The following is a 25127-nucleotide window of genomic DNA, read 5'->3' on the forward strand; positions in this document are numbered from 1 at the left end:
GCGCGACCGAACGGGTCAGACGACGAGCACTGTGCAACCCCTCTGTCGCAGGACCCTCTCCGCCCGCCTGCTGGTCAAAGTGTGGAGGTCAGCGGCATCGGCGCCGGCGACGACAACCATCTGGACGGTGTTGCCGGCATCCTCGAGCAACCTGACCGGGTCCGCGGGGAGGGGCAACGCACACAGGTCGATGCTGTCCTCGCTCGAGTCCAGATGTCGCTGCACCTCCTGCCGTACACCGGCACCGTTGTCGTCTCCGACACCTCTCAGGGTCGTCGACCACGATGTCAGCGCCAGAACCGGGGCATTGCGCGACCGTGCCTCGTCGAGCGCCGCCCGCAGCGCAGCCTCTGCCCCGTGAGACTCATCGAGAATGGCGACGATCCACTTCACGATCGCGGTGCCGTCGCTGCGGCGTGCATCGGACTGCCGCCGAATCAGCGCCACCGGTGTGTGCGCGTGCCGGGTGAGTGTGCGGGCCAGGGCACCGCTGCGGGAGTGCTTCTTCCCTGACGCCGCCCCCAGACACAACAACGCAGCACCCCGGGCCGCGGAGGCGAGTTCGGCGGCAGGTTCACCCACCCGCACATCCGTCTGCACCAGCGGCTCCTCGCCCGTCGCCCGTATGCACTGCCAGGCCCGGTGCAGCGCTTGACGTGCATGGGCCATTTCGGCCCGCGGCTGCGGTCGGCGCGACGCGACCGATCAGGGCGCCGCGACGCAATGCCACGGCATCGAGCACGTCCGCCTCTTCCTCACCTGTGATGATCCGGCCCCGTTCCACGAACTGCGCCAACACCCTGCTGACGGTTTCCACACCTGCGCCGACCAGTTGAGCCAACCCACTGCGGGTCAACCCGCAGGCCGGGTGCACTGCGCCATCCGGGCGGTCACGCCCGGCGCGTAGCAGCGAAGGGGTTTGGCTGAGATCGGCCGTCATCGCAGTCCTTCCGCCGGATCACACCACGGTGCCACAGCGACGGCGCCGAGAACAGGCCGTTAGGTCGGGCAACATAGAGGCTTTGTGCTCTGCGGCGGGCAATCGCCGGCGAGGACGAACGGCCCTAGCTGCCGCCTCCGCATCGCACGAGAATCGAGTCACGCCAAGTCCATTCGTCTGATCCACCGAGAAGGAGCCGTCATGACCACCGCGCGGGACATCATGCACACCGGTGCCACCTGTGTGCGGTACTACGAGACCTTGACGTCTGCCGCCCGACACATGGCCGAACTGGGTGTCGGCGCATTGCCCATCTGCGGTGAGGACGACCGACTGCATGGCATGCTCACCGATCGCGACATAGTGGTCAAGTGTGTGGCGACCGGTGGGGATCCGACTTCCATGACGGCGGCAGAGTTGGCGCAGGGCAGCGCTTATCACGTCGACGCCGACGCAGATGTTCAGCAGATGCTCGAGACCATGGCGCAGCACCAGGTCCGGCGGCTGCCGGTGATCGACGATCACCGACTGATCGGCATGGTGAGCGAGGCCGACATCGCGCGCCATCTCCCCGACCATGCCGTGGCAGAGTTCGTCAAAGCGGTATGCGCACAACCCGCGATCACCAGTGGTCATTGATGAGTGCGCCCGCTGACCGGCCACCGGTCCAGGCCGACCAAAACGGCGGTGACCAACTGCAACCGCAGGACTCCCTGATCGACCGCGGTGTCGATGACATGCTCGACGAGGGTTGGTCGCCGCCCGAACAGCCCTATGCTCCCACGCTGTTCGTTGGTGCACAGCGCGATTCCGACCGCGAGCTGGAAGCCGACCCAGATGCCCGTCTCAACGTCGTCCTCGACGATGCCGAGCAGAGACGCGCGGACGCCGCGGAACGGGAGAGCGAGTTTCCGCAGCGCCGTGAGGTGGGGGGTGCGCGGGCCGGGCGCCTGGTGGCTCCCGACATGGGTTTCGGTGCGGACACCGAGGCCGACCTGATAGCGACAGACGTGGGATTCAGTGGAGGCGCCGCATCCGCCGAAGAAGCCGCCGAACACATCATCGACGACCTCGCGTGAGCGGCGGGACACTCGTCTGATGTGCGCCGCCCGCGAACCCGAAACCGCACACACCAGGTCCGCCGCGGGCGTGGTGGTGCTCATCGACGCTTCGGATGTGCGCGACTGCGTGGTGCGGTGGGCCGCCGAAGACGCCGCCCTGCATGGCGAATCCCTGACCCTGTTGATGACGCTACCGCGCGACGATCTCACAGTCCGCAATCCCGAGGTCGTCCGACGATTGCGAAAACTGGAGCGGCGCAGCGCGGTGACATTGCTCGAGCACGCTCACTGCATCGCCGAAAGCGCCGTCGGCGGAGGCGGTAGCCCTTGGGTCACCGAGCAGATCATTTTTGCGGCACCTGTCGACGCCATGGTTTCGGCAGCACAGCGCCACCGTCTGGTGGTGGTGGGCCGCGACTCGATCAGCGGCGGGATGCTTCGCCGGTCTCCACGGCCGGTGGCCGTCATTCCCGATGACGGGCGCGATCGTCGGCGACGTGATTCGGTACTGCTGGGCGTAGCGGGCGCGCCGACGCCCGATGAGGCGACCGCGGTTGCCTTCGACGAGGCCTCGAAACGGCGGGTCCCGCTGACGGTACTCCAGGTGGGCTGCGGAACCGCCAGGAGCAACAGCGGGGCGGGCCCCGACGTGAGGGCGCGGTTGGCTCGGTGGAGCGAGCGTTACCCGAATGTGGCCGTCAATCTGGTGCAGGAACCTGGTCATCCGACGCAACGGCTGCTGCACCACTCCCGCATCGCCCAATTGGTGGTGGTCGGGAGGCGCCGGCGCGTCGGGCCGGCGTCGCTCGCCCATCGCCACGTCGGCACCGCCATGATCCACGCGAGCACCGTGCCCGTGATCGTGGTCCCCGACACCGCCGATGCGTAGGTCGCCATCAGCTCACCAAGGTGAAGTAGTTTTCTTCTTCCTGGACGAAGTGCAGTCGCAGCAACGCATGCAGACCGTACAGACAGGCCAGCAGATCTTCGGTCTGGTCGGGTTGGATGCCACCGGCGAGCTCGGCCAACCGCACCTGGGCGCCGATCCGATCTGCAAGCCGCTGTATCTCGGCGTGCATGCGGCTCATGGTCGCCGTGGCCTCACTACTGTGCAACGTCGTGGCCAGGGCGGGGTAAAGTTCCCGCTCCTCTGCCTGCTCGTGGGGCAAGACCCGGCTGACAAGTGCTGCGTGCGCCGCAGCCACCTGCTGCAGCGCGGCGGCATCGCGATGTGATGCCAACCGGTCGGCGCTCACGCGAAGCTGTTCGACGGCATCCCGCAGACCGTCGTGCTCGGCGGCGAAGCGCTGCAGCAGGGTCGAGGTGTCCGCGGGCACGGCCATCCGGCTGGCGGGATCCGCACCGAGAGCCCGCATGGCATTGACGATCACCGCGATATCGATACCTTCCTGCAGCAGGGCACCCGCCGCAGGCGGTAACCATCCCAGCGCAGCAATGATCATGGCCGCCATGGACAGACTCATCCCCACCACTGCGCTCTGCACTGCGATGCGGCGCGACCAACGCGCGATGTCCATGGCGTCCGCGAGCCGATCCAATCTGTCGGTGGTCAGCACGATGTCGGCGGCTTCGGAGGACGCCGTCGCTCCGCGCGCACCCATTGCCACACCCACTGTCGCCGAGGCCAGCGCGGGTGCATCGTTGATGCCGTCCCCCACCATCACCGTGGGAGCGTGCGCGCGCTCCAGGCGTACTGCGGCCACCTTGTCCTGCGGACTCTGCTGCGCCAACACCTCGTCGAGTCCGAGCACGGTGGCGACCTCGCGGGCCGGCTCCACACGGTCTCCGGTCAGCATGACCAGGCGCCGAAAACCCGCCTCACGCAGTCGACGCATCGTGCGGGGAGCCTGCCGGCGCAGCGGATCCCGTAGCAGGATGGCGCCGACGGGGCGGCCGCTGTCACACACCCACACCACTGCCGCATTGTCCAGACGCGCCCGGTTGGTCACCTGCTGCGCCCACGGCCCTGCGGTGGCAGTGTTACCGAGCTTTCCGACGGTGATCCGCCGTCCGGACACCGTGGCGCTGACACCGCGGCCAGCCACCTCCACGGCTTCGTCGGGTACCGCGAGGTGCAGACCGCGGGCCAGCCCCTCGCCCACGATCGCCTCGGCCAGCACGTGCGGTGAAACCTGGTCGACCGATGCGCCCAGCCGGAGCACGTGGTCGGGGTCAGTTCCTGGTTCTGCGAGCACGCCGATGACCCGTGGCCGCCCCTCCGTGAGGGTACCGGTCTTGTCCATCACCAACGTGGTTGCCTTGCCCAGACTTTCAAGGGCGCCACCACTGCGGATGACGACGCCGATGCGGGAGGCGCGAGACAACCCGGATACGATCGCCACCGGCGCCGCCAGCAACAGTGGACACGGGGTGGCCACCACCAGGACCGCGACAGCCCGCACTGCCGATCCGGAAATGGCCCACGCCAACGCGGCAATCGTCAGCGCCACCGGCAGGAAGACAGCAGCGTAGCGATCGGCGAGTCGGACCACTGGAGCATCCTCGGCACCGGCCGCTTGGGCCAGACGAACGATGCCGGCGTAGGTGCTGTCTCGCGCTGTGGCCGTCGCTTCGAGTTCGAAAACAGCTCCCGCATTGACCACCCCGCTGCGCACCATATCGCCGCCGCTGCGCTCGACAGTCCGGGACTCGCCCGTCAGAGCAGACTCATCAAGGGTCGCCACGCCGCCGAGAACCCGACCGTCAACCGGAACGACGTCACCACCGGCAACCACCAGGAGATCGCCGATGCAGACCTCGTCGTTGGGGATCTGCTCCACAGATTCACCGCGACGCCGGCGGGCGAAGCGGGGTGCCCGCGCGAGCAGCGCGGTGAGATCGCGTGTGGCACGACGTGTGGCCGACGCATCCAGAGCTCGCCCGCCGGCCAGCATCACCGCGATCAGAGCACCGGCGAGGTACTCCCCCACCAACAACGTGCCCACCAGCGACAGCACCGCGATCACATCCACGCCCAGTCGTCCGCGGCGCAGCCCCAAGATAACCCAGAAGGCCGCCGGCGCAAGAGCAATGGCCGTTGCGCCGATCCAGCAGCCGTTGGCGACGTCCCGGGCACCGACGGCCCAGGCGATGCCCCCTGATGCCAATGCTCCGACGGTGACCACCACCAGTGCAGGCTCCAGCGCACCACGCAGACGCCCGGACTGGACCACTCGGCGCCGGTCGGTCGAGGCTGCCGTAGTTGACATCGGCTCAGTCGACCATGGCCGGCAGCTACGGGACAGAGCAGAAGTACCCCGGGTTGAGGGACCTTCGCGGCCGGGGACGATGGGGGTGTCGCACCGATCGAGTGCTCCTGCGTTGTCCGCCGACCCGCGCAGGCATCATCCCGTGTTCCGATACCCCCGCCGGTACCATGGGTCTACCTGCAGAAAGCGAGGAACAATCCGATGGTCGGTGACGAAGACGCAATTGCAGCGGTTCTCAACAGATTACGACGGGCACAGGGCCAACTCGCCGGCGTCATCGCGATGATCGAACAGGGACGTGAGTGCAAGGACGTGGTGACCCAACTCGCTGCAGTGTCGCGCGCCTTGGACCGGGCGGGCTTCAAGATCGTCGCCACCGGAATGCGTGAGTGCCTCACCGGTGAGACCGCCAACGGCGAACAGCCGATGACGGAGGCTGAACTGGAGAAGCTGTTCATGGCGCTGGCGTGAGGACTGAGGAGAATTGCCGTCGGTTGACGGGCGGGACACCTAGCGCCACGAGGGGCGTACGTCGCCGCCGGCAGCAGCCGACCGCCGAGTGCTGCCAGGCTCCACATAGAGCATCACCGGGCCGTCGAGTATGTCCAGTGCAGCGTCTGCGGCGGGATGCAGGATCGTGCCGATGTCGTGATCGTGGCATGGCGGAGCGATGAACAGTGCGATTCTCGTCTTGTGATGCATCAAGAAGTCATCGCGACTCCAGATTTCAGGCACCACACGACAATCGAGACCGGCATGCACCCGCCGCCACCGATCGAGCACGATCTCTACTCTCGAGCGTAGGTCAGCGCGGCTGATCCCCACCTGGTCGGTGTCACGCGGAGTGTCCAGCAACAGCCTCAGCGACAGATCTCTCAGCACAGACTCCGCCACTGCCGTGCGGATGATGTCGTCGGCGTGCGGTTCCGCTCCGACCTCGGCCACCACCCAGCCGCTCTCGACCGGGTCCCGACGAAACAGCGTCACCGGGCAGTCCGCGGCCACGATGAGCTCGGTGGTGAGGCTGGCGTGGTGACCAGGATGCGGCGCCTTCGAGCTGGACGCTCCTACGCAGATCATCGAGGGATGCCCGGTACCGGCCAGCACATCAGCAGGACGGCCGTGAGCCAGGATGCAGTCGACGTCGAGCCCGGACCGCGTCGACAGTGCCACCTCACGCGCTTCACGCAGGGAGGTTCTGGCCGAGTCGAGGCTGCACGACAGGGCCGAGGGCAGCGCATTGGCGGCGTCAGTGGGATCCAGTGCGTGGACCAGATGTAACGGGAGCTGTCGGTTGGCAGCCTCGACCGCACCCCACCGCACCGCCGACAGCGCCTTCTTCGATCCGTCCACCCCCACCACCACCCCGGTGGTAACCCGCTTCCCCTCGGCGGCAACGCGTTCGTCGTGTTCCGGCGCGGTGACCAGCCCACGCATTCGTGCATTCATTCCGACTCCTCGGCACGTCGTCGCACTCGAGGGTGCCCGGTGCCACGCACGGACGTCAGAGGCAAAGGACTCTCGTGTTCAGGCCAAAGTCCCCGAACTAGAACGACGAGCGCGGAGCTCCGATGCCCGGATCGATGCGGTGCGGTCCCGCCTTGGTCGGGCTCACCGGGAAGTCGAAGATGGCGGTCGGAATGTATACCGTGGCACAGGCATTGGGGATATCGACCACTCCGGAGAGCCGGCCCTCGATGGGTGCCGCACCCAGCAGGAGGTAGGCCTGTTCGGGGCTGTATCCGAACTTCGTCAGATAGTCGATGGCGTGCAGGCAGGCTCGCTGGTAGGACAAATGCGAGTCCAAATAGCGCTGCTCGCCGTCGAGGGTGACGGAGGTGCCGGAGAACGCCAGCCATTCCGAGTACTGCGGATCGGTGTTCCCCGGCATGAAGATCGCATTCTCCGAGACGCCGTAGGTGTGCATCCCACCCGGGATGACATCAACCCGCAGATCGATGAAGCCGCCCATTTCGATGGCCCCGCAGAAAGTGATCTCGCCGTCGCCCTGCGAGAAGTGCAGGTCGCCCACCGACAGGTTGGCGCCGTCGACGAAGACGGGGTAGAAGATGCGGCTGCCCTTGGTCAGGTTCTTGATGTCCTGGTTGCCGCCGTTCTCGCGGGGCGGCGCGGTCCTGGCGGCTTCGGATGCCGCCCTGGTGAACGCGTCACCCACCAGCCCGCCCAGGATGGCATCCTGCGGTTCGGGCGGAAGTGCCAGCGGCGGAACACGATCAGGGTCGGTGGCGATCAGCGCCGCTTCCCGGGTGTTCCAGATGGACAACAGCTCGGCCGAGGGCGCGGTCCCCATCAGCCCGGGATGCACGATGCCGGTGAATTCCACACCGGGCACGTGACGGGACGTGGCCTTCTGGCCCGAGAAGTCCCAGATGGCCTTGTAGGCGTCGGGGAACTGCTCGGTGAGAAAACCGCCGCCGTTCTGCGTCGGGAAGATGCCTGTGTATCCCCAACCCTGCCCGGCCAGCGGACCCGAGTCCTCCTGAGGGATGGGGCCGACGTCGAGGATGTCGACGATCAGCAAATCGCCGGGGCGTGCGCCTTCGACGGCGATGGGCCCGGAGAGAACGTGGACGGTGGTCAGGGGCGCGTTGAGGATGTCGTCGGCGGAGTCGTCGTTGACGATCGCGCCGTCGAACCACTCGCGGCAGTGCACCCGGAAGGAGTCGCCCTGCTTGACCGTCACCGCCGGCGGAATGTCCGGATGCCAGCGGTTGTGACCGAGCTTCTCCTGGTCGACGAATTTCTTGGTGGAATCGAGCGGAAAGACGACGTCGGGCATGAGGTCCTTTCAGGGTCGTGGCAATTTCCGATGGGCGGGGTTGCGAGTGACCGGACGAGCGGACGATGCAGGCGGGAGTTGGCTGACCACCTGGGGTCGGTCAGCGGTGGCCCGGGTGGCGTCGTGCAACGCCATGGCTGCAGGATCGGCGCGTCCGAGCGAAGGTGAGCCGATGGTGCGCCGGGCCTGGGCATCACAACGGGGGCACGGCACAGCATCCGGCCTCTGGTCCATGGCATGGTCCTGCTGGATGTCCCCGCATCCTCGAACACAGCGAAATGCGTACAGAACCAAGAGGTCTACCTCCATTGCCGTCGCGACCGGGCAGTGATCACGACCTTACCGACCGATCGGGTCAGCGGGCGAGTGATCGATGCACCGACCGAACCGCACTCGCACCTTCACCCACCGCGGCCGCAACACGCTTCATTGAGCCGGCGTGCACGTCACCCACTGCGAACACCCCCGGCAGTGAGGTCTCGAACGGGAGCGGTCGACGGTCCAGCGTTTGCCAACTGCTGTCCTGCAGCACCGTCTCCGGCAGCGCCGAATCGGTGAGGATGAAGCCCTTGCTGTCACACAACACGCCCTTGCACCACTGGGTGGCCGGTTGCGCCCCGATGAAGCAGAACAACCCGCGGCAGGATTGCTGCGCTTCGTCACCGGCGGCGTCTCGGACGGTGATGGCTTCGAGGTACGTGTCGCCGTGCAGGGCGGTGACCTCAGCGCCCAGCCTAGTCGTGATCGCAGGATGCTCCTCGATCCGATCGGCCAGGTACGTGGACATACCGGCCCGCAGATCGCGGCCCCGCACGATCAGGTCGACTCGCGAACCGCTGTCGGCCAGATGCAGCGCGGCCTGGCCCGCGGAATTCGCGCCGCCGATCACCGCGACTGGCGCCCCAGCGCAGGCCTCGGCCTCCAGCTTGGTGGCGGCGTAGTAGATGCCGGCGCCTTCGAAGTCCGTCCACCTCGGCAGCGGCAAGGTGCGGTAAGCGGCACCGGTGGCGATCACAACGGTGCGTGCGTCCACCGTCACTCCGTCTGCGAGAGTGACGCCGAGATGGGGGCCCGCCACCATGATCCCCCTGACCCCACCCGGACTCACGAGTTCGGCTCCGAACTTCTGGGACTGGATCATGGCGCGTGTCGTGAGATCGGCACCTGAGATGCCGGCGGGAAAGCCGAGGTAGTTCTCGATGCGGGAGCTGGCGGCGGCCTGCCCGCCGATGGCGGTGGCCTCCAGGAGCATGGTGTCGAGACCCTCCGAGGCGGCGTACACGGCCGCCGCCAGGCCCGCCGGTCCCCCGCCGACGATGATGACGTCCCGAACCCGGGTCCCCGCCGTGGGATGCTGCACGCCGGGCATGCCCAGCGCCCGGGCGACCGACTCGACGGTGGCCGAGCGCACCGTCTGCATCGGTGTCACCAGTACCGGCAATTCCGCCGAGGTGAACCCACGCAGTTCTGTCGGCGCATTGCCGTCGCCGGCTTCGACGTCCAGCCAGGTGTGCGCGATGCCCGACCGCGCCAGCCAGGTGCGGATCGCCAAGGTGTCGCTCGACAGGCTGGTGCCGACCAGCTGCACGCTCTGCGTGGCGGCGCCGCTGAGCATCATGTTGCGCCGGGCCAGCAGCGCGCGAAAGATGATGTCCGACAATGCCACTTCACGGTCGAGGAGCTCGCGGAACCGACTCGCCGGCACGCGGATCACCTCGCCCGCGGCCACCACGTTCGCGGTGAGCACTGTCGCTTGACCGGTGAGCATGTTGAGCTCACCCAGGAACCTGCCGGGCCCGTCCACCGCGATGGTGACGTCGTCTCCGCTGCTGCTGGTGCCCACCACCTCCACGGTGGCACTGACGAGGTAGAAGAAGTCGTAGTACGACTGGCCGGGCTCGAACAGACGATCGCCCACCGCCACCATCTCGCGGGTGCCGTAACCGTCGATCTGCTGCACCTGCGCATCGTCGAATGGCGGGTAGGCGTTGTTGGCGCCGTAGACCTCGCTCACTGTGCGGTGTTCCTGCACCGACGGTGACCGGCATGGACAGTGAAAGCACGAAGGCGCACACGTCCCACGATATCGAAGCCAGGTTCAGATCGTTCACCCGAAACCGGCCAGTCCCGCCGGTGTCACCGCGCGCCAACTCCACCTGGGCCAGACGGCGGTCGCCCACGTGTATGGTCGAGTGACAGGGACCGCTCAGGCCCCCCACATCGAAGGGGCCGCAATGGCCGACAAATCACCGCGTCAGAGCATGAGCAAAAAGTCCGGTAAGTCGATCAAGGAGAAGCGCGCCGCCAAGCGTGCCGACGAGGCGACCCACTCGGCCGTCGACGACGCGGTGCATTCCAAGAAACGGTAGACGACGCCCAATAGATCCAAAATAGCTGCCGCTCAAGGACTTTTGATGACCGTTCTGGTAACCCGCTCCGACGGTGGTACCGACGAGTTCGCCCGTTATGGCGACCGTTATGTGAAGCTCGGTGATGGCTCGCTGCAGATCACCCGAGTCGGCGCGCAGCATGCCACCACATACTCAGCCGGTGACTGGACCACCGTTTCCGGTGACGAAAAACCCTCACACCGAGCCCGTTTCCGGCGCACCAGATAGTCGCCGGGGCGTCGAGCTCGGCCTCAGCCCTCTGACTCGATGGGAACCATCTGTTCACTGCCCACCGTCACGGTGTGGCACGCAGTGCACTCGCGCCCCAGTGTCACCTTCCGTATGACCCGGCCGGGAAACAATCTCCTGAAGCAGTCAAAGCACACCTTCCGCGACGTGTCCATGGCTAGCCGCCTCGGCGCAGTGATTGGATGACGGCCATCCGCTCCTCGAACAAGGCCTCGAGTTCGGGGAGGGATCGGCGTTCGAGCACCATGTCCCAATGGGTACGCACCCGTTTGCCCTTTTTGGGGGTCGGTGCCTCGCCGTTGAGCAGAACGCCCTCCAGGCCGTTGCGGCAGGCCCAGACCCCGGGGACAACGGCGTCGTCGGCGAAGGGCACGTCGAACTCCTGCCCATTTCCGGTTCGGTAGCGCGCCACTTGGGTGGGCGGCAGTTCCACGTTACGTTCGGTTTCGTAGCTGATGGCGCCGAGGCGGCTACCTTTGATTCGCTGATTGGCCATCTCAGAAGGCGCAAACGAGGCGAGGCTGGAACAATGATTTTTTAAGCAAGGCAATCCATTTCGGGCGGCACAGCGATCTTCGGTCGAACCGCTACGCCCTCGTGCGCAATGTCTGCCTGCATGCCCGTAATCGGAGGTTCACCCCGGAGTCTAGCGCACAAATCGCATTGGAGGACTATGATTTTGGGGCGGGGTAGCGGAGAGGGGTCCGATCCGTGTGGGTGGACCTGCGCGGCTCCGGCCACATCCTCAGCAGCGACCACCGGCCCCGAGGCACCGACGTGCTCCACGACCGGGCCAACGGCGCCCACCTTGGTCGGCCGGGGCGATGACGTCACGCTGCGACGCTCGACATCTCGGACCAGCCGTTGTGCCACAGGCGATTTCAGCAGTCATTGGGAACTTCGAGGGCCCATGCCATCGCGTGGACCGCGCACCGGTCACCTATCACCCAGCGGCAGGCCGTTGTACAGAGTTTTGTGAATACACGTTTCGATGTATCGTAGGGCAGTGCAGACACTTGCCCACACAGACGCGCTAGCTCGATTTGGTCACGCCCTGTCCGACGTCACGCGGACCCGCGTTCTGCTCAGCCTCAACGCCGCCCCGAGCTATCCCGCCGAGCTGGCCGACCGTATCGGCGTCTCCCGACAAGTGCTGTCCAACCACCTGGCGTGCCTGCGCGGCTGCGGCCTGGTGGTCGCCGTGCCGGAAGGTCGCCGCACCCGGTACGAGTTGGCCGACGCGCGCATCGGTCGCGCCCTCGACGATCTGATGGGGTTGGTTCTAGACGTTGATCCCGGGTGCCAGTGCGTCGGTTCCGAAGGTGCCGTCTGCGGGTGCGGCTGATGGCGTCCACGGCGCGCGGCGCGGCGCTCACTGACGACCGGCGCGCAGTGCTGTCCCGCCGCATCCGACTGTTCGTCGCGGCCACGATCTCCTACAACGTCATCGAGGCCATCGTGGCGCTCACCGAGGGCGCGCGGGTGTCCTCCACCGCGCTCATCGGGTTCGGCCTCGATTCAGTCGTCGAAGTCTCCTCCGCGGCGGCGGTCGCGTGGCAGTTCGCCGGGCGCAAACCCGAGGCACGTGAGAAGACCGCCTTGCGCATCATCGCGTTCTCGTTCTTCGGACTCGCCACCTACGTCACCGTGGACGCCATCCGCGCCCTGCTCGGCGTCGGCGAGGCCCAACACTCCACCATTGGCATCGTCCTGGCGGCGCTCAGCCTGGTCATCATGCCGGTGCTGTCCTACGCCCAGCGCCGGGCCGGGCGAGAACTCGGATCACTGTCCGCGGTGGCAGATTCCAAACAGACTCTGCTGTGCACCTACCTGTCGGCGGTGTTGCTCGTCGGCCTGGCCCTCAACAGCCTCTTCGGTTGGTCGTGGGCCGACCCCATCGCCGGTCTGGTGATCGCCGCCATCGCCGTGCGCGAGGGGATCAACGCCTGGAAGGGCGATACCTGCTGTACGGCGCCCATTTCCGCCATATCCGAGCCGACCCGTGCGAGGTGCGACTGCTGTAACGACGCAGATGCCGATTCCCGACGTCCTCAGCTCCGCGCGGGCGAACCAGCGGCGGGTCGGCGAGAACCTCGTTGACTTCCGCCACGCCACCCAGTTGGACCCCGGAACGCAGTGAGTTCACCATCCCGGAAGCTGCCGGCTGACCGCCCCGCGTCACGACCCGGCCTCGCCGCGCAGACCGTCGGGACACTTCAGGCCCACTCCGACACGGGAGATGCCCTACGGGCACCAAACCGAAAACAAAACCCGCTCCGACCGAGGTCAGAGCGGGTTTTCCTTGGTCGGGCTGACAGGATTTCAACCTGCGACCACTTGACCCCCCGGCATCGCGATCACGTTCGCGCGTGTTCGTGGGAATCCGTAATCAAGCTGTGTAGCATGCAAATTCGGCGCCAACGGGCGTATGGGCACATGAGTAGATTTGCACGGATTTTCAGGCTGGTTTGGGTATGAGGTGCTCGGGTGTGCGGCGCTTGAAGTCGATCCCGCCAACGACACCCAGATTGTGTTGAACTCGGACTTCTTGGCGAAAACTTCCGGCGACAGGATGTCGCTCGCGTAAGAGCAACATAGTTTTGCCCCTCCCCCGGTAGCACCGTGATTGGCGCAACTTCTTCAGAGCGATCTCCGGCTCAGGCGACGCAAGACCGATCTAGTCGCTGCTAGTGTCTGCGGCGGATTCGTCGACAGGCTGCGTAAGTGCGTCGATGATGGTCGGAAGGTACCGGCGTACTTGGTCTTGATCGCTTCGTTGTTCGTCCGAGGATAGATCTCGATACAAGGTGGCGATTTGTGCGTCCCAACGAGCGACCAGTTCGGCGGGGATGACCAGTGACCCATCATCCTGACGCGTGCCGTGATCATGTACGTACTGCTGCCAGTGTCCCCACCGTTCGTGTTCCACGGCCGCCAAACGATGCATCAGCTCATCGCTGTTGAGGACTTTCCGAATGCGGTCGTTGGTGGGCATCAGATGAGATTCTGCTGGACGAGCTTCCAGTAGTGCTGACCCAGAACGGTAAGTTCGCACGCTGTCGATCCCATCGCGGCATGCCACATGTGTGGCGCGTTGACGGGACGGACGAGGTTCACCTTGACGAGGTTTTGTAGCACCGCGAAATCTGCTGTGTGGGCTGGGTCTGGGGGCGGCACTGACGGGTCTTCGCTACCTGAGCGTTCAGGCTCATAGCTGGGATCAAGGTCGAGCTGCGTGGTGGGGTCCGCGAACAGGGTGGTGAGTTTCTGCAAGTCTGCGAGTTCGATGGGCGCCTCGGTCTCGCGCAACGAGACGAACTTCTTCACGTTGGTCTTGAATACCGGCCGCTGCGCCCAATTGCCGAGGGACTGATCGATGTGGGCGTACACGCTGCCGGGTGTGATGGCGCCGACGAGGTTGGCGGCCGCGCCGCTGAGGGCGTCGACGAGCAGGCTGGTGAAGACTCCGGACCCGCCGCCGGTCTCCATGGCGTACTGATCGGCAGTCGAGGCGGTGAGTATCGTGACGCCGTCGGAGATTTCGGCGACTTGCTTAGCGACGGCGTTGCTCGCCGCGATTCCGCCGTGACAGCTATCGAGGATGATGACTTTGTTCTTGGCCTTGGACTGGTTGGCCATGGCCATCACCTCGGCCAGGGCAAGACCGTCGTGGCCGGACCTGCAGTCGCTTGCGCAGAGAAACCCGCCTGTGTCGTCGATGTAGCCGTGCCCGGCGAAGTAAAGCAACGCGATGTCTGCGTCGTCGTTAAACAGTTCCTCTACTGCGTCACGAAGCTCGTCGCGGGTGACCGACTTTGCGGGCCCGGTGCCGGTCAGCAGGAGCGGGGTGGCGAAGTTGAGGGTACCGTCGGCGTGGCGTTCCAGCACACCTTTGACGCTGTATGCGTCGTTCACCGCTCCGCTGAGCGGTGACAGATGGTCGTAGTGGTCGATACCGACGATCAACGCCTTGCGCATGTCGATCTACAGCGAATCGATGAAGCCGGCGATGTTCGCGTCGTTCCAAGCCACCGTGTTGACGCCTGGGAGCGTGGTACGGTCGTCTTTATATGCCCAGATGCCCCGGATTGGTTTGTCTTCTTCCTGGGCGCACTGGATTTCCCACTGCTGGCCCTCTGAGGTCAGTGAGTTCTTGCTGACCAGCACGATTACTCCGTCGGACCGCCGGATGCGGGTGCGAACCTTGTCCTTCCACCCGGAGTCGTACGGCTCTTTCACAGACATGTCCACGAATTCGTATGGCGCACGCGGATGCAGCGTTTGCCCCTTCAGAAAATCCCGCTGCCGTTCGTCTTCAATGGCGAACGCGACAAAAACGACCTTGGCGCCAGACACGATGATGGGCCCCCCATTTAACCGAGTCGCAACCACGTGTTGGCTGCGTGCGAACTCACAGACAAGACTATCCGTGGACACCGACAGAATGAGCAAAAGAGGCGATCTCGTGCCGACAGATCCACCCTCTTGCCTTCGGTGGGAGCGATCGTTCGCTCCTCAGTTACTTGCGTTTTGAATCGTTGTGCGAATCGCTCTGGCTGGGTTTAGGGCGACTAGCGGACGCTGACGCCGGCGGGGGTTTCATCTGAGACCGAGGAACGCTCGGCGAGGCATAGCCGCCTCTGCGTTCAAAGGTCTCGTTCTCTTTGTTGCGGGCCATGGACATCAGGCTACGCCTCGTAGAAGTCCAGGTGGTGGACTCGATCCCAGCTGATCAGGAGCGCTTTCTGCAGGCTGAGGGGAAGGCCATCGGCGGCTATCTCAAACTGGCCGTCTGCGGTGAGCGCCACCTGATCTGACAGAAATAGATCCTTATCTTCCTCGGGGTACCCCGAGGCGTACGAGTCATTCCACGCGCCAGCCAGGCGCGAGCCGTCGATCAGGTGCAAAACGATCCAACCAGGACGATTCCGACCCGTAAACAGTTGATCCCACGCTCGGGGCGCGGGAGCAGTGTCGGTATATGTGCTCACCACTCGCACTAACAGGCGCTGCCAACAATTTGCGGGACATTGGCGATATTTATGGCCCAATGCGGTCACACGCCCCAACGCGAACGGCAGCAATAAGTAGCCAGCGCAGAGCACCCACACCCATCCGCTGACAGGTTCGCCTCGCGCCAAGTAGCCCGTTACTACGTAGTGTCCGTAAAGCCAGTAGGTAAGCGGTGCGATGGCAACCTGGAAAGCGACAGAGAACCCGAGCATCCGCACGAGCTGGTCGGTTCCGCGCAGTCCCCACCGGCCCGAACGCTGTTCACGCGCTAACTCGTACAGTCCGCCCGGCAGAAGCACCAGCAAAATAACGCCAAGTGCTTGAAAGCTGCTTGGGATCATGCCGTCAACACCACGGGGCAAGCGTGGCATAGCTAGCCGCTCTCAGTGTTTTGCCTCACCGTGCGGCGGCCTTGTGGTTAAACCGTCCGCGTTTGCAATCGTCTGTCTCATTTCTATAGTTCTCCAACATGAGGAGCGGGAGCGACTGCCGGATAAGCACTGCCAGTTGGCGGTGTCTCAGAAGGCGTTCCAAAAGTGCTGTCTCATATATACAGGTTGTGATACTTGTGAGACACTAGAAGCATGGTCAGCCAAACCGCGCCCGCCGTCACCGGAACCCAACTTGGCTACGCGCGCGTTAGCACCACTCATCAATCGCTCGACCAACAGACGGATGCGCTGACCGCAGCGGGCGTCGATGCCGACCGCGTCTACACGGACAAGTTCTCGGGGACTTCAACTCGGCAGCAGCGTCCCGGCCTTGCCGCACTACTGGACTACGCACGACAGGGCGACGCCATCGTCGTGGTGGGCATTGACCGCTTGGGTCGTAACGCTGCTGAGGTAATGGTGACCATCCGCGACCTCGGTGAGCGCGGGATAGTTCTGAGGTCCCTTCGCGAAGGTATCGACACCTCAAATGCCACTGGCCGAATGATCGCGGGGGTCCTCGCCAGCCTCGCAGAATTAGAGTTGGAACTGGGGTGTGAGCGTCGCTCCGCCGCCCGTGAGGCGCGTCGCGCACGTGGGCAGTCCATTGGCCGGCCGAAGGCATTGAACAGCTCCAAAGCTGCTCTTGCCCAGCGCATGCACGCAGCCGGTGAGACGGCTAGCTCGATCGCCGAAGCGCTAGGTGTCAGCCGAGCGACTATCTACCGTGCAATTGCCAATAGCGCGGACATCGACTGAAAACTCTCACGGGTCCTTTGGCTGCTCCATGGTTCTTGACTCCACCCCTCATCTTTGACGCGCTGTCACAGTTGACCGGAAGAGGTTGTCGAACAGAGCTATTCGTATCGGGGCGCACTAGCTAGACGGGCTAGTTAAGTCTCCTCGAAGTCGCTATATGACGGTGGGCGGCACCTTCGGGGTCTTCCGCACGTAGTTGTCCCAAGGCGTCGTCTTGAAGCCGGCGGACTTCATCTCGTCTCTGGCATGTTCGACAAAGTCATCGGTCTGCCGCTGCAACGTGTCGAGGAAACTCAGGACCGCCTTCTTTGAGTCGTCAGACGTGTACTCGGTCTTACCGAGTTCCTTACGGACCACCATGGCAAAGTTGTTCATTTCGTCTGCTGCGACCTTCTGGGTCATGACCACGGCGAAGGGTTCGACCGTCATCCGAGCTACGGCAAGTATTGCCACTACGACCCTGTCCGATGCTGCCAACACTGCAGGCGAGTTTGCCGTCATCTTCAACCTGTAGTGCGGAGCGGCGATCCGCTTCTGCGCGTCGGCCACCTTCTGCCCATGTGCGATCTTCTTCTCGACCGCTGTATCGTCCTTGCCTTGGACGTTATTCATTAGGTCGCGGATCGTATTGAACGCTCCCTCCGTATCGATTGTGTCGACCAGGATGCCCGAGCAGATCTGCGCGAATTCGTCTGCCGCTGCGATCAACGTCTGCTCCTCGCGCAGTTTGTCCTCGCGAGTCTCCTTGTGGGCCTGAGTCGTATCCTCGCGATCCTCCTGGCGACCGAGCTTCTTGTCCTCGTGCTTGAACTTCCGGTTGTCGCTGAAGCGGTTGTTTAGGAAGGTTCCGAGCACACCAACGACGCCAGTGCCACCTACGCCAGCCCAGAACTGGTGCGTAGTAAATATCTCGAACCACATGACCGTCATGTTAATGGCAGGCTCTGACAGTTCAGGTGTGCGACACAGCACTGGTCAATCGCCGATACAGAAAGCCAGAGAAACGAATGTAATATCAAGTTGTCACAACAAATGATCAATATGAAAAACCAGCGAGCTTAAGCAACCTATCGGAGTACTTAAAAGTGGTGCTACGTTCCCCGTAAAAATCTCCAGATTCAACGAGCCAACGCTGACCGATCTGCACCCACTTTGTAGATGCTGGAGAAACCAGCGGACGCACACGGGCTCCTGTCGTGACGATCGCAAGATACTGGCCGTAGATTTCCGGCTCTGTCACCATCGCTTGGGTGATGGCGTGATTAGTCAGCCGTCAGCGCCCTCGGGCCTTCGTCTTCTTGGGGATTGGAGTCCTCGTGAGTCTCGGGGTGCTCCTTCAGCCAGTCTTTCCAGTACAGACGATTGATCAGCCTCTGCCGAATCCTGCCTGGCAAATTCGGCTCGACAGGTGCGCCCTGCATTGGGCGTTCCCACTCCACACTGTTGGCGTCCATGAACGTCAACTTCACCAAAACTTCTTCAGCGCAGAGTTCTGCGTCGTCGGGCATCTCTACGTAATAGCGCCGATCCTCACCGGGGAGAATCGTGTCGGTGATGTCCATATCCTTTGCGTCCCGCAGGTGATGATAAAGAACCGTCCTTTTGTGCGGTCTAAACCATCGATCAAATCGCGAAAGTCGCTGTCTAGCGGTCCTGTCAGTCATTTCGATGACGATTGCAGCATTCGTAATGAGTGCCGACGAGTGGTTGTGAACCCTCCCCCGAACCGAAGTGAGGAAGAAGTCTTCATTCATAAGGCTGGTGTAGTGGCTGGGGAAGGTGATCAACGACGCTTGTTCACGACGCTTATCCTTCTGATTCGTCCGCATTATTCGGAATGCAAGAAACAGCGACCCGGCAGTCAAAAGCGACCCAACCCATTGTCCGGCGGTTCCCCAGACAGATGCGTACATCGGGTAGTGCCAGAGATCTCCCAACCAATCCACCCGATGATCATGACATGACCTGCCACGTTCACCGTGGAGCCAGTGCCGAACAACAAGCCCAATTCGTGCTCTCCAGGGAATCGAACTCAACATAGGAACGCACGGCCAAGAATTTCAGTACCTGAGAGAAGGTCGCCGGTTCTATCCACCTAGGGGAGTTCGGCCGCCCCTGTCACATCTGGCGGGGATTGTAATCGCATGTCCAGCAACAATATTGGTCCGCAAAATCAAAAAGCGAGGGAGATTGCTGCAGAAGCGTCACGAGACTTGCCTCGGCTGGAGCAAAGGTCGTTGCAGCGAGCCGAGGCGAAGTCTTTGTGTCCTTTCTTCGGGTCAGTGAGTCAGCCCACAACAAAGACGCATGCGTGGGCGCTGATCGCGGAACAGCGGGAACCCACCAGCATCGGCGTTGTGGCCAGACTCAGACGCAATGACTGAAAAGTCCTTCGGGCGCATCGAGAAGCCACTGATCTTCCAGACTCTCCGAGCCTGTTTCAGTAGAAGTAAGTTGCACACACTCACTAGAGGTAGGGGTCTCCATACCTTCTCCGAAACTGGCTCCACCCTCTCCATACATTTCCTGAAAGACCCTCCCCGGATTGAGAGCATCCACGTCGACACCCGGCGCTAGCCGGTACCGCCACGGCGATGACTCCGGCACGAGCGCGATCATGCGCAGCATGTGGAGTGCATTCAAAGCGACATCGACGGTGTTGTGCACGCGGTCGAGAGCGCGGGAAATGCTAGCCACGTCGCCGCCACGCGGGTGGTCGGCATCGAACCCGTTCGCGGCGAAGTAGCGCAGCAGTTCGAGTCGCAACGGAGGTATGGAATCTTCGGCGACACGTAGCGCCAAACGCAGCGCCTGATGCCGCTCCACCCCGATCGCGACGCTGCCACGCAATACCTGAAAAAGTTGCTTGGCGAACCGCCTGGGTGCCTCCCGTGCATGTGCGTCGACAACCTTGCCGCCGGCAACGATGACCCTAGTCCGCGCCCACGTCGTGATGTTTGCGGCTTGCAGCAGGGAATCCCGCTCAGCCGGGTTCAGCTCGACACCTGGGTCAATTGCGGCCTCAAGCACCGACTCCGCTGGCTTATGGAGGTCTGCACGCATCATCTTTTCCAATCCGGTATTCGCGATGGCCTGTCTCCCCACCTGCAACTCATCTACCCGGAGACGCAGCAGGACGAAGCGATCACCCATTGCCGAGACAACGGCTTGGTGCTGGTCCCATGAAGTGGTCACCGCACCGATTACGGTCAGCCTCCCAACCCATTTGAGTTCCTGTCCGCCGTCGCCTCCGACCTGCCGAGACCGGGAGCCGTCGTAGCACTCGCGTAGCACACCGAGGATCTGCGGCCGGATGCTGGAAGCCAGGGAGAGGATCGACGTGAAATCCTTGATGAGAACGATGCCATTCTCGCCGACCTGGCGCAGGAGCCCACCTGTGGCATCCTCAGCGCGGTCTTTCGCGACAGTGCCAGAGAGTAGCGCACCCTCTGATGAGATGGTTCAAACCTCATGCACGCCTTCGCATCCCGCCAGTGGAGTGACTGTGGACTCCGTTTTTCCAGCTCCCGAGCCAGCCACAACGAGAACCCAGAGCGGGTCGCCGTCATGTTGAGCGATCGCCGCAGCGGCGAGTGTGAGGTGGATGGCGTCAAGGTCGTAGTCAACGCCCAGCCATTTCGTGAACGTGGAATTGAGGGCAGTGAGATGTTGATTCATTGATTCGCTTCTGATTGCTGATGGAGTGGGTTCTTGTGTGTATCGGTGCTGGGGGCGGGGCGGCGCGCTAGGCGGCGCCATGCAAGTGCGCATCGTCCGACCCGCACAGGCGCGTCAGAAACGCCTCGACCGATGTCGCAGTCACGAACGCACGATTTCCGATCTTTACGCGCTGCAACTCCCCCGCGTCGATGAGCGAGTAAAGCGTCGTCCGCCCGATGTTGCCGAGTGTCGACCTGGCCGTGTTGTAGGGGATCAACTTCTGTCCCATGTGTCTGCTTCCTGCTATGCATTTAGCGAGCTGTCCCCTACACCGTCATGTTGACATGACATTTCACAACTGACAGAAGAGGTTTTCTAGTGTCACCTGAGGAGCCCGAGTGGGAGACCGTTTCGTCGGAGTTCACGATTCGCCTTCGTGACGGTGGAGTGGTGGTGATCGCGGACATCAAGGACCTCGTCGAATTGGGTGAGGGCACAGCGGCCCGAAACGCTGTGTATCGCCGGGACGGCATGGAGATCGCGTGGGAAGTTCGCGACCGGGTGCCCCTATGTACGTCCGTGGTCTTACGTGCCGACGACTCCGGTTTGCGCACCAAGGACCTTCATGCGATCCGCCTCGATGATGTCCGCGAGATCGTGTACGAGGCAGTCGGTATCGGCGTGTCCAACTCAGACGGCGACGAGTTCGAGTTGACACCAGCCGAGACGCGCAAGGCGGTCAACCATGCGGCGTCTCGGCGCACAATGACGGATGAACGTCTGAGGCGAGTCGCGGACATCCATAGGAAGGCACCGGAGGGCCGGCGCACCGCAGCGGTAAGGGCAGCCTTCAACGTTCACGAGCGGACCGCCCCGCGCTACATCGCGAAGGCAAAAGACGAGGGGTACCTCCGTGGGTAAGCGTGCCAACGGCGAGGGCAACGTCAGGCAGCGCTCAAACGGACTCTGGGAAGGGCGGGTGTCCTACGTCGATCCCACCACCGACAAGCGGAAATCTGTCTCGGTGTACGGCGCGACAGCCGCTGCGGCGCGCAACGAACTGAAGACCCGTCCGAAAGCGCATCGAGGAGGGGCAGCCCGCGAAGGACTCCCCCGACACTGTGGCGTCCTGGCTGGAACACTGGCGGGAGTCGTCGCTGGAAGCATCGGACCGCAAGGTGACCACCAAGTCCCTGTACAGCTCGCTGTGCCGAAAACATCTGGAGGGTGGGGACATCGGAGCGAAGCGACTGGACCGGCTGAAGCCGTCCGACGTCGAGGCGATGATCGTCGGCCTGCGTATGAAGGGGCTCGCTGACTCCACCGTGCGGCAGGTCTATACGGTGCTTCGGCAGGCGCTGGACGTGGCGGTGCGCGACGGCCTACTAGCCTCGAATCCGGCGGCCAAGGTCAAGCGTCCCGGCGTCGCCCGCCGGGAGGCAAAGTACCTCCCCTCCGGCGACGTGGCACGACTCCTGGAAGCCGCTCGCCCGCTGCGGTACTACGTCGCGGTGTTGTTGATGGCGACCACCGGACTGCGCCGAGGCGAGGTGTGCGGCTTGTCATGGGAGGACGTTGACCTCGTCGCTGGAGAGCTGCGAGTGCGTCGAACGCTGTCGCGGGTGACGGGCGGTCTCGTCCTCGACACAGTCAAGACGGAACGCTCACGCCGACGCATACCTGTGCACAGTGGCATGGTGATTGATTGTCCTGAAGGACTGGCGCAAGCAGCAGGTGGGGGAACGCCTCGCAGCCGGCGACCAATGGACCGACACCGGAATGGTGTTCTGCACGCCGTTGGGATCGATGGTTGACCCGCGCAACATGTCGCGAACTGTCGAGTTGGCCGCGAAGAAGGCCGGCTTTGAGAAGGTTGGTGCCCACACCATGCGGCACTCGGCAGCGGTGGCGTGGCTGCTATCCGGAGTCCATATCAAGGCGGCAGCCGACCTCCTGGGCCACTCGTCTATCTCGATAACCGGCGACCTCTATGGTCACACCTCCGACGACACCGCGCGTGCAGCGATCGACGGCTTGGCTACGTCTCTCGGACTGTGAATTAATTTGGGTATGCGGTTTGGGTGAGGATAAGAAAAAGGCACCCTCTCGAAGTGAGAAAGTGCCTCTGACCTGCTGTCGGGCTGACAGGATTTGAACCTGCGACCACTTGACCCCCAGTCAAGTGCGCTACCAAGCTGCGCCACAGCCCGCGGCGCTGCCGGGATCGCCGGCAGCGGTCGAAAGCTTACATCAGCGTGACCCCGGAACCGAAACCGCGAGGACGTTCGCCGAATCGGGGCATACCGACTCGGTGACGAAGGATGACACTCCCCTGTGGCTGTTCGCCGACCAACTCGGCCCCGTGGTCCACGGCGGCGAGCACGCACACCGTGAAGTGCTGCTGGTCGAGGCCAGGGCCGCCCTGGCCAAGCGGCGCTACCACCGCCAGAAACTGCACCTTGTCCTCTCGGCACTGCGCCACGCGGACAAGGACCTCGGCGACCGCGCCACCCTGATCCGGGCCGATACCTACACCGACGCTCTGGAACAGTTCGACCGCCCGGTGCTGGTGCACGAACCCACCTCCCATGCCGCAGAGAAGTTCGTCCACCGCCTGCGCAAGCAGGGTCTGGTCGCGGACATTCTTCCCACCCCGACGTTCGCACTCCCCCGCAGCGACTTCGCCGACTGGGCCGGGGAACGCACCAAGTTCCGCATGGAGGACTTCTACCGCGATCAACGCCGTCGCTTCGACATCCTGATGCGCGGTAGCGAACCCGAGGGCGGCACGTGGAACTACGACCACGACAACCGGGAACCACCGCCCAAGAAGCAGTCCACCCTCGAGGTTCCGAAGCCGTACCAGCCGCGGGAGGACGACATCGACGAACAGGTTCGCAAGGACCTGGACGCCATGAAGCTCGACACCGTGGGAGCCGACGGGCCGCGCCTGTTCGCGGTCACCCCCGCCGAGGCCAAACGGGCGCTGCAGCGGTTCATCGAGCACCGACTCGGCGCCTTCGGTCGCTACGAGGACGCCATGCTGGGCCAGGACTGGGCCATGTCGCACTCACTGCTCTCGGTGCCGCTGAACCTCGGTGTGTTGCATCCTCTCGACGCCGTGCACGCCGCCGAGCAGGCCTACCGCGACGGACAGGCGCCGCTGGCTGCCGTCGAGGGCTTCATCCGCCAAATCCTGGGCTGGCGGGAGTACATGTGGCATCTGTACTGGCACTTCGGCCCCGACTACACGCGCAAGAACACCCTCGATGCCCGCACGCCACTACCGGACTGGTGGGCCGAACTGGACTCCGACACCGTGACCGCCGAGTGCCTGCGCCACGCGCTGGAAGGAGTGCGCGACCGCGGGTGGACCCATCACATCCAGCGGCTGATGATCCTGGGCAGCCACGCCCTGCAACGCGGTTACCGACCCGACCAGCTGACCGAATGGTTCGCCACCACCTACGTCGACGGCTTCCGCTGGGTGATGCCCACCAACGTGGTCGGCATGAGTCAGCACGCCGACGGTGGCCTGCTGGCCACCAAGCCGTACACCTCCGGCGGGGCCTACATCAACAAGATGAGCGATCACTGCGGCAGCTGCGCCTACGATCCCAAGAAACGCCTGGGCGACGACGCCTGTCCGTTCACCGCCGGGTATTGGGCGTTCGTCCACCGCCACCGCAACCTGCTGGAGAAGAACAACCGCACCCAGCGGATGGTGTCATCGATGGACCGGCTCAAAGACCTCGAGGCCGTGCTGGAACAGGAGGCCGACCGCAGCACCTTCTAGACCGTCAGCAACCGCCACAGCCCGATCAGGCCCACCACCACGATCACCGCGCGTAGCACTCCGGGTGACAATTTGCGTCCGTAGTGCGCTCCCAGGAACCCACCGATGGTCGAACCCACCGCGATCAACAAGACCACCAGCCAGCTGATCCGGTCGAAGGCCACCACGGTGTAGGACACCGCGGCAACCAGATTCACGATCAGTGACAACAGGTTCTTCGCCGCGTTCATCCGTTGCATCGACTCGGTGAGCAGAGCACCCATCACCCCCACCAGCAAGATGCCCTGGGCCGCGGTGAAATAGCCGCCGTAGATGCCGACGGCGAAGGTGCCGAACACCAGCAGCGTCAATTTCACCGGCGGTACATGCCCCGGCGCTTGCCCGGAACGCTCAGCCCGCCGGCGGGCCCAGCCCTGGATCTTCGGGCCCAACACCACCAGCAGCAGCGCCGCGATCAGCAGCACCGGCACCACCTGGATGAAAACCTTCTCGGGCAGGTGCAGCAGCAACCAGGCCCCCACCAGTGCGCCCAGGAACGACGCCGGCATCTGCCACTTCAGCAGCCGACCCTGGCCCTTGAGTTCACGGCGATAACCCCAGGTCCCGGACACGCCACCGGCCACCAGCCCGACGGCGTTGGACATCGTGGCCGTCACCGGCGGGAAACCCAACGCCACCAACGTCGGAAAGGTGATCAGCGTGCCCGAACCGACCACCGCGTTGATCGCTCCCGCTCCCACACCGGCAAGGGCAATCAAGATCATGTGAGCAACGGACACTCGCACAACCCTAACGAGG

General features: G+C 63.9%; 29 protein-coding genes and 1 tRNA gene. 13 read left to right on the plus strand and 17 right to left on the minus strand.

Going from position 1 to position 25127, the window contains the following annotated elements; translation table 11 throughout:
• Positions 1-15: 15 nt before the first annotated feature.
• Together G6N58_RS25200 and G6N58_RS31265 are read right to left on the minus strand one after the other, a co-directional pair.
• Positions 16-600, minus strand: a complete 585-nt coding sequence (locus tag G6N58_RS25200; RefSeq protein ID WP_232067997.1) for a putative universal stress family protein — start codon at positions 598-600, stop codon at positions 16-18.
• Positions 575-940, minus strand: coding sequence for a helix-turn-helix domain-containing protein (locus G6N58_RS31265; RefSeq protein ID WP_115281055.1), 366 nt, complete (start codon positions 938-940; stop codon positions 575-577). The genes G6N58_RS25200 and G6N58_RS31265 overlap by 26 nt, the downstream gene beginning before the upstream one ends.
• Before the next feature lie 201 nt (positions 941-1141).
• Between G6N58_RS31265 and G6N58_RS25210 the strand changes: the two genes are divergently transcribed.
• Genes G6N58_RS25210 through G6N58_RS25220 form a run of 3 tightly spaced genes read left to right on the plus strand, consistent with a single transcriptional unit; the run spans position 1142 to position 2890 of the window.
• Positions 1142-1579, plus strand: coding sequence for a CBS domain-containing protein (locus tag G6N58_RS25210; RefSeq protein WP_115281054.1), 438 nt, complete (start codon positions 1142-1144; stop codon positions 1577-1579).
• Complete coding sequence (locus G6N58_RS25215) at positions 1579-2019, plus strand: DUF5709 domain-containing protein (RefSeq protein ID WP_115281053.1); 441 nt, start codon at positions 1579-1581, stop codon at positions 2017-2019. The genes G6N58_RS25210 and G6N58_RS25215 overlap by 1 nt, the downstream gene beginning before the upstream one ends.
• Before the next feature lie 19 nt (positions 2020-2038).
• Positions 2039-2890, plus strand: coding sequence for a universal stress protein (locus G6N58_RS25220; protein ID WP_115281052.1), 852 nt, complete (start codon positions 2039-2041; stop codon positions 2888-2890).
• A 7-nt stretch (positions 2891-2897) separates the two neighbouring features.
• Here the strand turns inward: G6N58_RS25220 and G6N58_RS25225 are convergent, their stop codons facing one another.
• Positions 2898-5231, minus strand: a complete 2334-nt coding sequence (locus G6N58_RS25225; RefSeq protein ID WP_115281051.1) for a heavy metal translocating P-type ATPase — start codon at positions 5229-5231, stop codon at positions 2898-2900.
• 201 nt (positions 5232-5432) lie between these two features.
• Here G6N58_RS25225 and G6N58_RS25230 point away from each other — a divergent pair, with 201 nt between their 5' ends.
• The gene (locus tag G6N58_RS25230) at positions 5433-5702 is read left to right on the plus strand and encodes a metal-sensitive transcriptional regulator (protein ID WP_115281050.1); all 270 of its coding nucleotides are present in this window, start codon (positions 5433-5435) and stop codon (positions 5700-5702) included.
• A gap of 39 nt (positions 5703-5741) precedes the next feature.
• Here the strand turns inward: G6N58_RS25230 and G6N58_RS25235 are convergent, their stop codons facing one another.
• The 3 genes from G6N58_RS25235 to G6N58_RS25245 all read right to left on the minus strand — a co-directional run bounded on the left by G6N58_RS25235 (position 5742) and on the right by G6N58_RS25245 (position 10045).
• Positions 5742-6680, minus strand: a complete 939-nt coding sequence (locus tag G6N58_RS25235; RefSeq protein WP_115281049.1) for a universal stress protein — start codon at positions 6678-6680, stop codon at positions 5742-5744.
• 97 nt (positions 6681-6777) lie between these two features.
• A complete protein-coding gene (gene fmdA / locus G6N58_RS25240; protein WP_115281048.1) occupies positions 6778-8031 on the minus strand; it encodes a formamidase in 1254 nt (417 codons plus the stop codon).
• 355 nt (positions 8032-8386) lie between these two features.
• Positions 8387-10045, minus strand: a complete 1659-nt coding sequence (locus tag G6N58_RS25245; RefSeq protein WP_147289432.1) for an FAD-dependent oxidoreductase — start codon at positions 10043-10045, stop codon at positions 8387-8389.
• Between the two features lie 220 nt (positions 10046-10265).
• On the opposite strand from G6N58_RS25245, the gene G6N58_RS31115 reads away from it, so the two are divergent.
• Positions 10266-10400, plus strand: a complete 135-nt coding sequence (locus tag G6N58_RS31115) for a hypothetical protein (RefSeq protein ID WP_264033872.1) — start codon at positions 10266-10268, stop codon at positions 10398-10400.
• Between the two features lie 45 nt (positions 10401-10445).
• Complete coding sequence (locus G6N58_RS25250) at positions 10446-10649, plus strand: hypothetical protein (RefSeq protein WP_115281046.1); 204 nt, start codon at positions 10446-10448, stop codon at positions 10647-10649.
• 178 nt (positions 10650-10827) lie between these two features.
• Here G6N58_RS25250 and G6N58_RS25255 read toward each other — a convergent pair whose 3' ends face one another.
• Positions 10828-11166: an RNA polymerase-binding protein RbpA gene (locus G6N58_RS25255; RefSeq protein ID WP_115281045.1), complete on the minus strand. Its 339-nt coding sequence runs from the start codon at positions 11164-11166 to the stop codon at positions 10828-10830.
• 495 nt (positions 11167-11661) lie between these two features.
• On the opposite strand from G6N58_RS25255, the gene G6N58_RS25260 reads away from it, so the two are divergent.
• Entirely contained in the window at positions 11662-12015 is a 354-nt protein-coding gene (locus G6N58_RS25260; RefSeq protein WP_163908410.1) for an ArsR/SmtB family transcription factor, read from the plus strand.
• Positions 12015-12770: a cation efflux transmembrane domain-containing protein gene (locus G6N58_RS25265; protein ID WP_232067998.1), complete on the plus strand. Its 756-nt coding sequence runs from the start codon at positions 12015-12017 to the stop codon at positions 12768-12770. Before G6N58_RS25260 ends, G6N58_RS25265 begins: the two co-directional genes overlap by 1 nt.
• A gap of 577 nt (positions 12771-13347) precedes the next feature.
• Here G6N58_RS25265 and G6N58_RS25270 read toward each other — a convergent pair.
• From G6N58_RS25270 to G6N58_RS25285, 4 genes are all read right to left on the minus strand, one after another.
• Positions 13348-13665: a hypothetical protein gene (locus G6N58_RS25270; protein WP_115281043.1), complete on the minus strand. Its 318-nt coding sequence runs from the start codon at positions 13663-13665 to the stop codon at positions 13348-13350.
• The gene (locus G6N58_RS25275; RefSeq protein ID WP_115281042.1) at positions 13665-14648 is read right to left on the minus strand and encodes a caspase family protein; all 984 of its coding nucleotides are present in this window, start codon (positions 14646-14648) and stop codon (positions 13665-13667) included. The genes G6N58_RS25270 and G6N58_RS25275 overlap by 1 nt, the downstream gene beginning before the upstream one ends.
• A gap of 6 nt (positions 14649-14654) precedes the next feature.
• Positions 14655-15026 (minus strand): TIR domain-containing protein, encoded by a 372-nt coding sequence (locus G6N58_RS25280; RefSeq protein WP_115282073.1) that lies wholly within the window; start codon positions 15024-15026, stop codon positions 14655-14657.
• Between the two features lie 332 nt (positions 15027-15358).
• Positions 15359-16024: a DUF6338 family protein gene (locus G6N58_RS25285; protein ID WP_147289431.1), complete on the minus strand. Its 666-nt coding sequence runs from the start codon at positions 16022-16024 to the stop codon at positions 15359-15361.
• A gap of 243 nt (positions 16025-16267) precedes the next feature.
• Here G6N58_RS25285 and G6N58_RS25290 point away from each other — a divergent pair, with 243 nt between their 5' ends.
• Entirely contained in the window at positions 16268-16873 is a 606-nt protein-coding gene (locus G6N58_RS25290) for a recombinase family protein (protein ID WP_115281040.1), read from the plus strand.
• A 153-nt stretch (positions 16874-17026) separates the two neighbouring features.
• On the opposite strand, the gene G6N58_RS25295 is transcribed toward G6N58_RS25290, so the two are convergent.
• The 4 genes from G6N58_RS25295 to G6N58_RS25310 all read right to left on the minus strand — a co-directional run bounded on the left by G6N58_RS25295 (position 17027) and on the right by G6N58_RS25310 (position 20822).
• Entirely contained in the window at positions 17027-17794 is a 768-nt protein-coding gene (locus tag G6N58_RS25295) for a hypothetical protein (RefSeq protein ID WP_147289430.1), read from the minus strand.
• A gap of 341 nt (positions 17795-18135) precedes the next feature.
• Positions 18136-18819: a hypothetical protein gene (locus G6N58_RS25300; RefSeq protein ID WP_147289429.1), complete on the minus strand. Its 684-nt coding sequence runs from the start codon at positions 18817-18819 to the stop codon at positions 18136-18138.
• A gap of 421 nt (positions 18820-19240) precedes the next feature.
• On the minus strand, positions 19241-20068 hold the full coding sequence (locus G6N58_RS25305) for a hypothetical protein (protein WP_147289428.1): 828 nt from the start codon (positions 20066-20068) through the stop codon (positions 19241-19243).
• 550 nt (positions 20069-20618) lie between these two features.
• Positions 20619-20822 carry a helix-turn-helix domain-containing protein gene (locus tag G6N58_RS25310; RefSeq protein ID WP_115281036.1) on the minus strand — a complete coding sequence of 68 codons (204 nt, stop codon included), beginning with the start codon at positions 20820-20822 and terminating at the stop codon, positions 20619-20621.
• A gap of 161 nt (positions 20823-20983) precedes the next feature.
• Between G6N58_RS25310 and G6N58_RS25315 the strand changes: the two genes are divergently transcribed.
• The 3 genes from G6N58_RS25315 to G6N58_RS31125 all read left to right on the plus strand — a co-directional run bounded on the left by G6N58_RS25315 (position 20984) and on the right by G6N58_RS31125 (position 22591).
• On the plus strand, positions 20984-21454 hold the full coding sequence (locus tag G6N58_RS25315; protein ID WP_147289427.1) for a hypothetical protein: 471 nt from the start codon (positions 20984-20986) through the stop codon (positions 21452-21454).
• A 200-nt stretch (positions 21455-21654) separates the two neighbouring features.
• Positions 21655-22347 carry a site-specific integrase gene (locus G6N58_RS31120; RefSeq protein ID WP_264038804.1) on the plus strand — a complete coding sequence of 231 codons (693 nt, stop codon included), beginning with the start codon at positions 21655-21657 and terminating at the stop codon, positions 22345-22347.
• The gene (locus G6N58_RS31125; protein WP_264038803.1) at positions 22313-22591 is read left to right on the plus strand and encodes a tyrosine-type recombinase/integrase; all 279 of its coding nucleotides are present in this window, start codon (positions 22313-22315) and stop codon (positions 22589-22591) included. The genes G6N58_RS31120 and G6N58_RS31125 overlap by 35 nt, the downstream gene beginning before the upstream one ends.
• Before the next feature lie 78 nt (positions 22592-22669).
• Here the strand turns inward: G6N58_RS31125 and G6N58_RS25325 are convergent.
• Positions 22670-22743: transfer RNA gene (locus G6N58_RS25325), tRNA-Pro, on the minus strand.
• A 101-nt stretch (positions 22744-22844) separates the two neighbouring features.
• Between G6N58_RS25325 and G6N58_RS25330 the strand changes: the two genes are divergently transcribed.
• Complete coding sequence (locus G6N58_RS25330) at positions 22845-24329, plus strand: cryptochrome/photolyase family protein (protein WP_115281034.1); 1485 nt, start codon at positions 22845-22847, stop codon at positions 24327-24329.
• Here the strand turns inward: G6N58_RS25330 and G6N58_RS25335 are convergent.
• Positions 24326-25108 (minus strand): sulfite exporter TauE/SafE family protein, encoded by a 783-nt coding sequence (locus tag G6N58_RS25335; protein WP_115281033.1) that lies wholly within the window; start codon positions 25106-25108, stop codon positions 24326-24328. The two genes, G6N58_RS25330 and G6N58_RS25335, sit on opposite strands and share 4 nt — an antisense overlap.
• Positions 25109-25127 lie beyond the last annotated feature (19 nt).

It is taken from the genome of Mycolicibacterium tokaiense, assembly GCF_010725885.1.
Taxonomy (GTDB): domain Bacteria; phylum Actinomycetota; class Actinomycetes; order Mycobacteriales; family Mycobacteriaceae; genus Mycobacterium; species Mycobacterium tokaiense.

Excerpts from the sequence above, each read along its gene's own strand:
- G6N58_RS25235 (WP_115281049.1), bottom strand. The coding sequence starts at position 6,680 with ATGAATGCACGAATGCGTGGGCTGGTCACCGCGCCGGAACACGACGAA.
- G6N58_RS25275 (WP_115281042.1), bottom strand. The coding sequence starts at position 14,648 with ATGCGCAAGGCGTTGATCGTCGGTATCGACCACTACGACCATCTGTCA.
- G6N58_RS25230 (WP_115281050.1), top strand. The coding sequence starts at position 5,433 with ATGGTCGGTGACGAAGACGCAATTGCAGCGGTTCTCAACAGATTACGA.
- G6N58_RS25225 (WP_115281051.1), bottom strand. The coding sequence starts at position 5,231 with ATGTCAACTACGGCAGCCTCGACCGACCGGCGCCGAGTGGTCCAGTCC.
- G6N58_RS25220 (WP_115281052.1), top strand. The coding sequence starts at position 2,039 with ATGTGCGCCGCCCGCGAACCCGAAACCGCACACACCAGGTCCGCCGCG.
- G6N58_RS25310 (WP_115281036.1), bottom strand. The coding sequence starts at position 20,822 with ATGGGACAGAAGTTGATCCCCTACAACACGGCCAGGTCGACACTCGGC.
- G6N58_RS25255 (WP_115281045.1), bottom strand. The coding sequence starts at position 11,166 with ATGGCCAATCAGCGAATCAAAGGTAGCCGCCTCGGCGCCATCAGCTAC.
- G6N58_RS31115 (WP_264033872.1), top strand. The coding sequence starts at position 10,266 with ATGGCCGACAAATCACCGCGTCAGAGCATGAGCAAAAAGTCCGGTAAG.
- G6N58_RS25285 (WP_147289431.1), bottom strand. The coding sequence starts at position 16,024 with ATGATCCCAAGCAGCTTTCAAGCACTTGGCGTTATTTTGCTGGTGCTT.
- G6N58_RS25260 (WP_163908410.1), top strand. The coding sequence starts at position 11,662 with ATGTATCGTAGGGCAGTGCAGACACTTGCCCACACAGACGCGCTAGCT.
- G6N58_RS25295 (WP_147289430.1), bottom strand. The coding sequence starts at position 17,794 with ATGTGGTTCGAGATATTTACTACGCACCAGTTCTGGGCTGGCGTAGGT.
- G6N58_RS25290 (WP_115281040.1), top strand. The coding sequence starts at position 16,268 with ATGGTCAGCCAAACCGCGCCCGCCGTCACCGGAACCCAACTTGGCTAC.
- G6N58_RS25250 (WP_115281046.1), top strand. The coding sequence starts at position 10,446 with ATGACCGTTCTGGTAACCCGCTCCGACGGTGGTACCGACGAGTTCGCC.
- G6N58_RS25270 (WP_115281043.1), bottom strand. The coding sequence starts at position 13,665 with ATGCCCACCAACGACCGCATTCGGAAAGTCCTCAACAGCGATGAGCTG.
- G6N58_RS25265 (WP_232067998.1), top strand. The coding sequence starts at position 12,015 with ATGGCGTCCACGGCGCGCGGCGCGGCGCTCACTGACGACCGGCGCGCA.
- G6N58_RS31125 (WP_264038803.1), top strand. The coding sequence starts at position 22,313 with ATGGTGTTCTGCACGCCGTTGGGATCGATGGTTGACCCGCGCAACATG.
- G6N58_RS31265 (WP_115281055.1), bottom strand. The coding sequence starts at position 940 with ATGACGGCCGATCTCAGCCAAACCCCTTCGCTGCTACGCGCCGGGCGT.
- G6N58_RS25215 (WP_115281053.1), top strand. The coding sequence starts at position 1,579 with ATGAGTGCGCCCGCTGACCGGCCACCGGTCCAGGCCGACCAAAACGGC.
- fmdA (WP_115281048.1), bottom strand. The coding sequence starts at position 8,031 with ATGCCCGACGTCGTCTTTCCGCTCGATTCCACCAAGAAATTCGTCGAC.
- G6N58_RS25210 (WP_115281054.1), top strand. The coding sequence starts at position 1,142 with ATGACCACCGCGCGGGACATCATGCACACCGGTGCCACCTGTGTGCGG.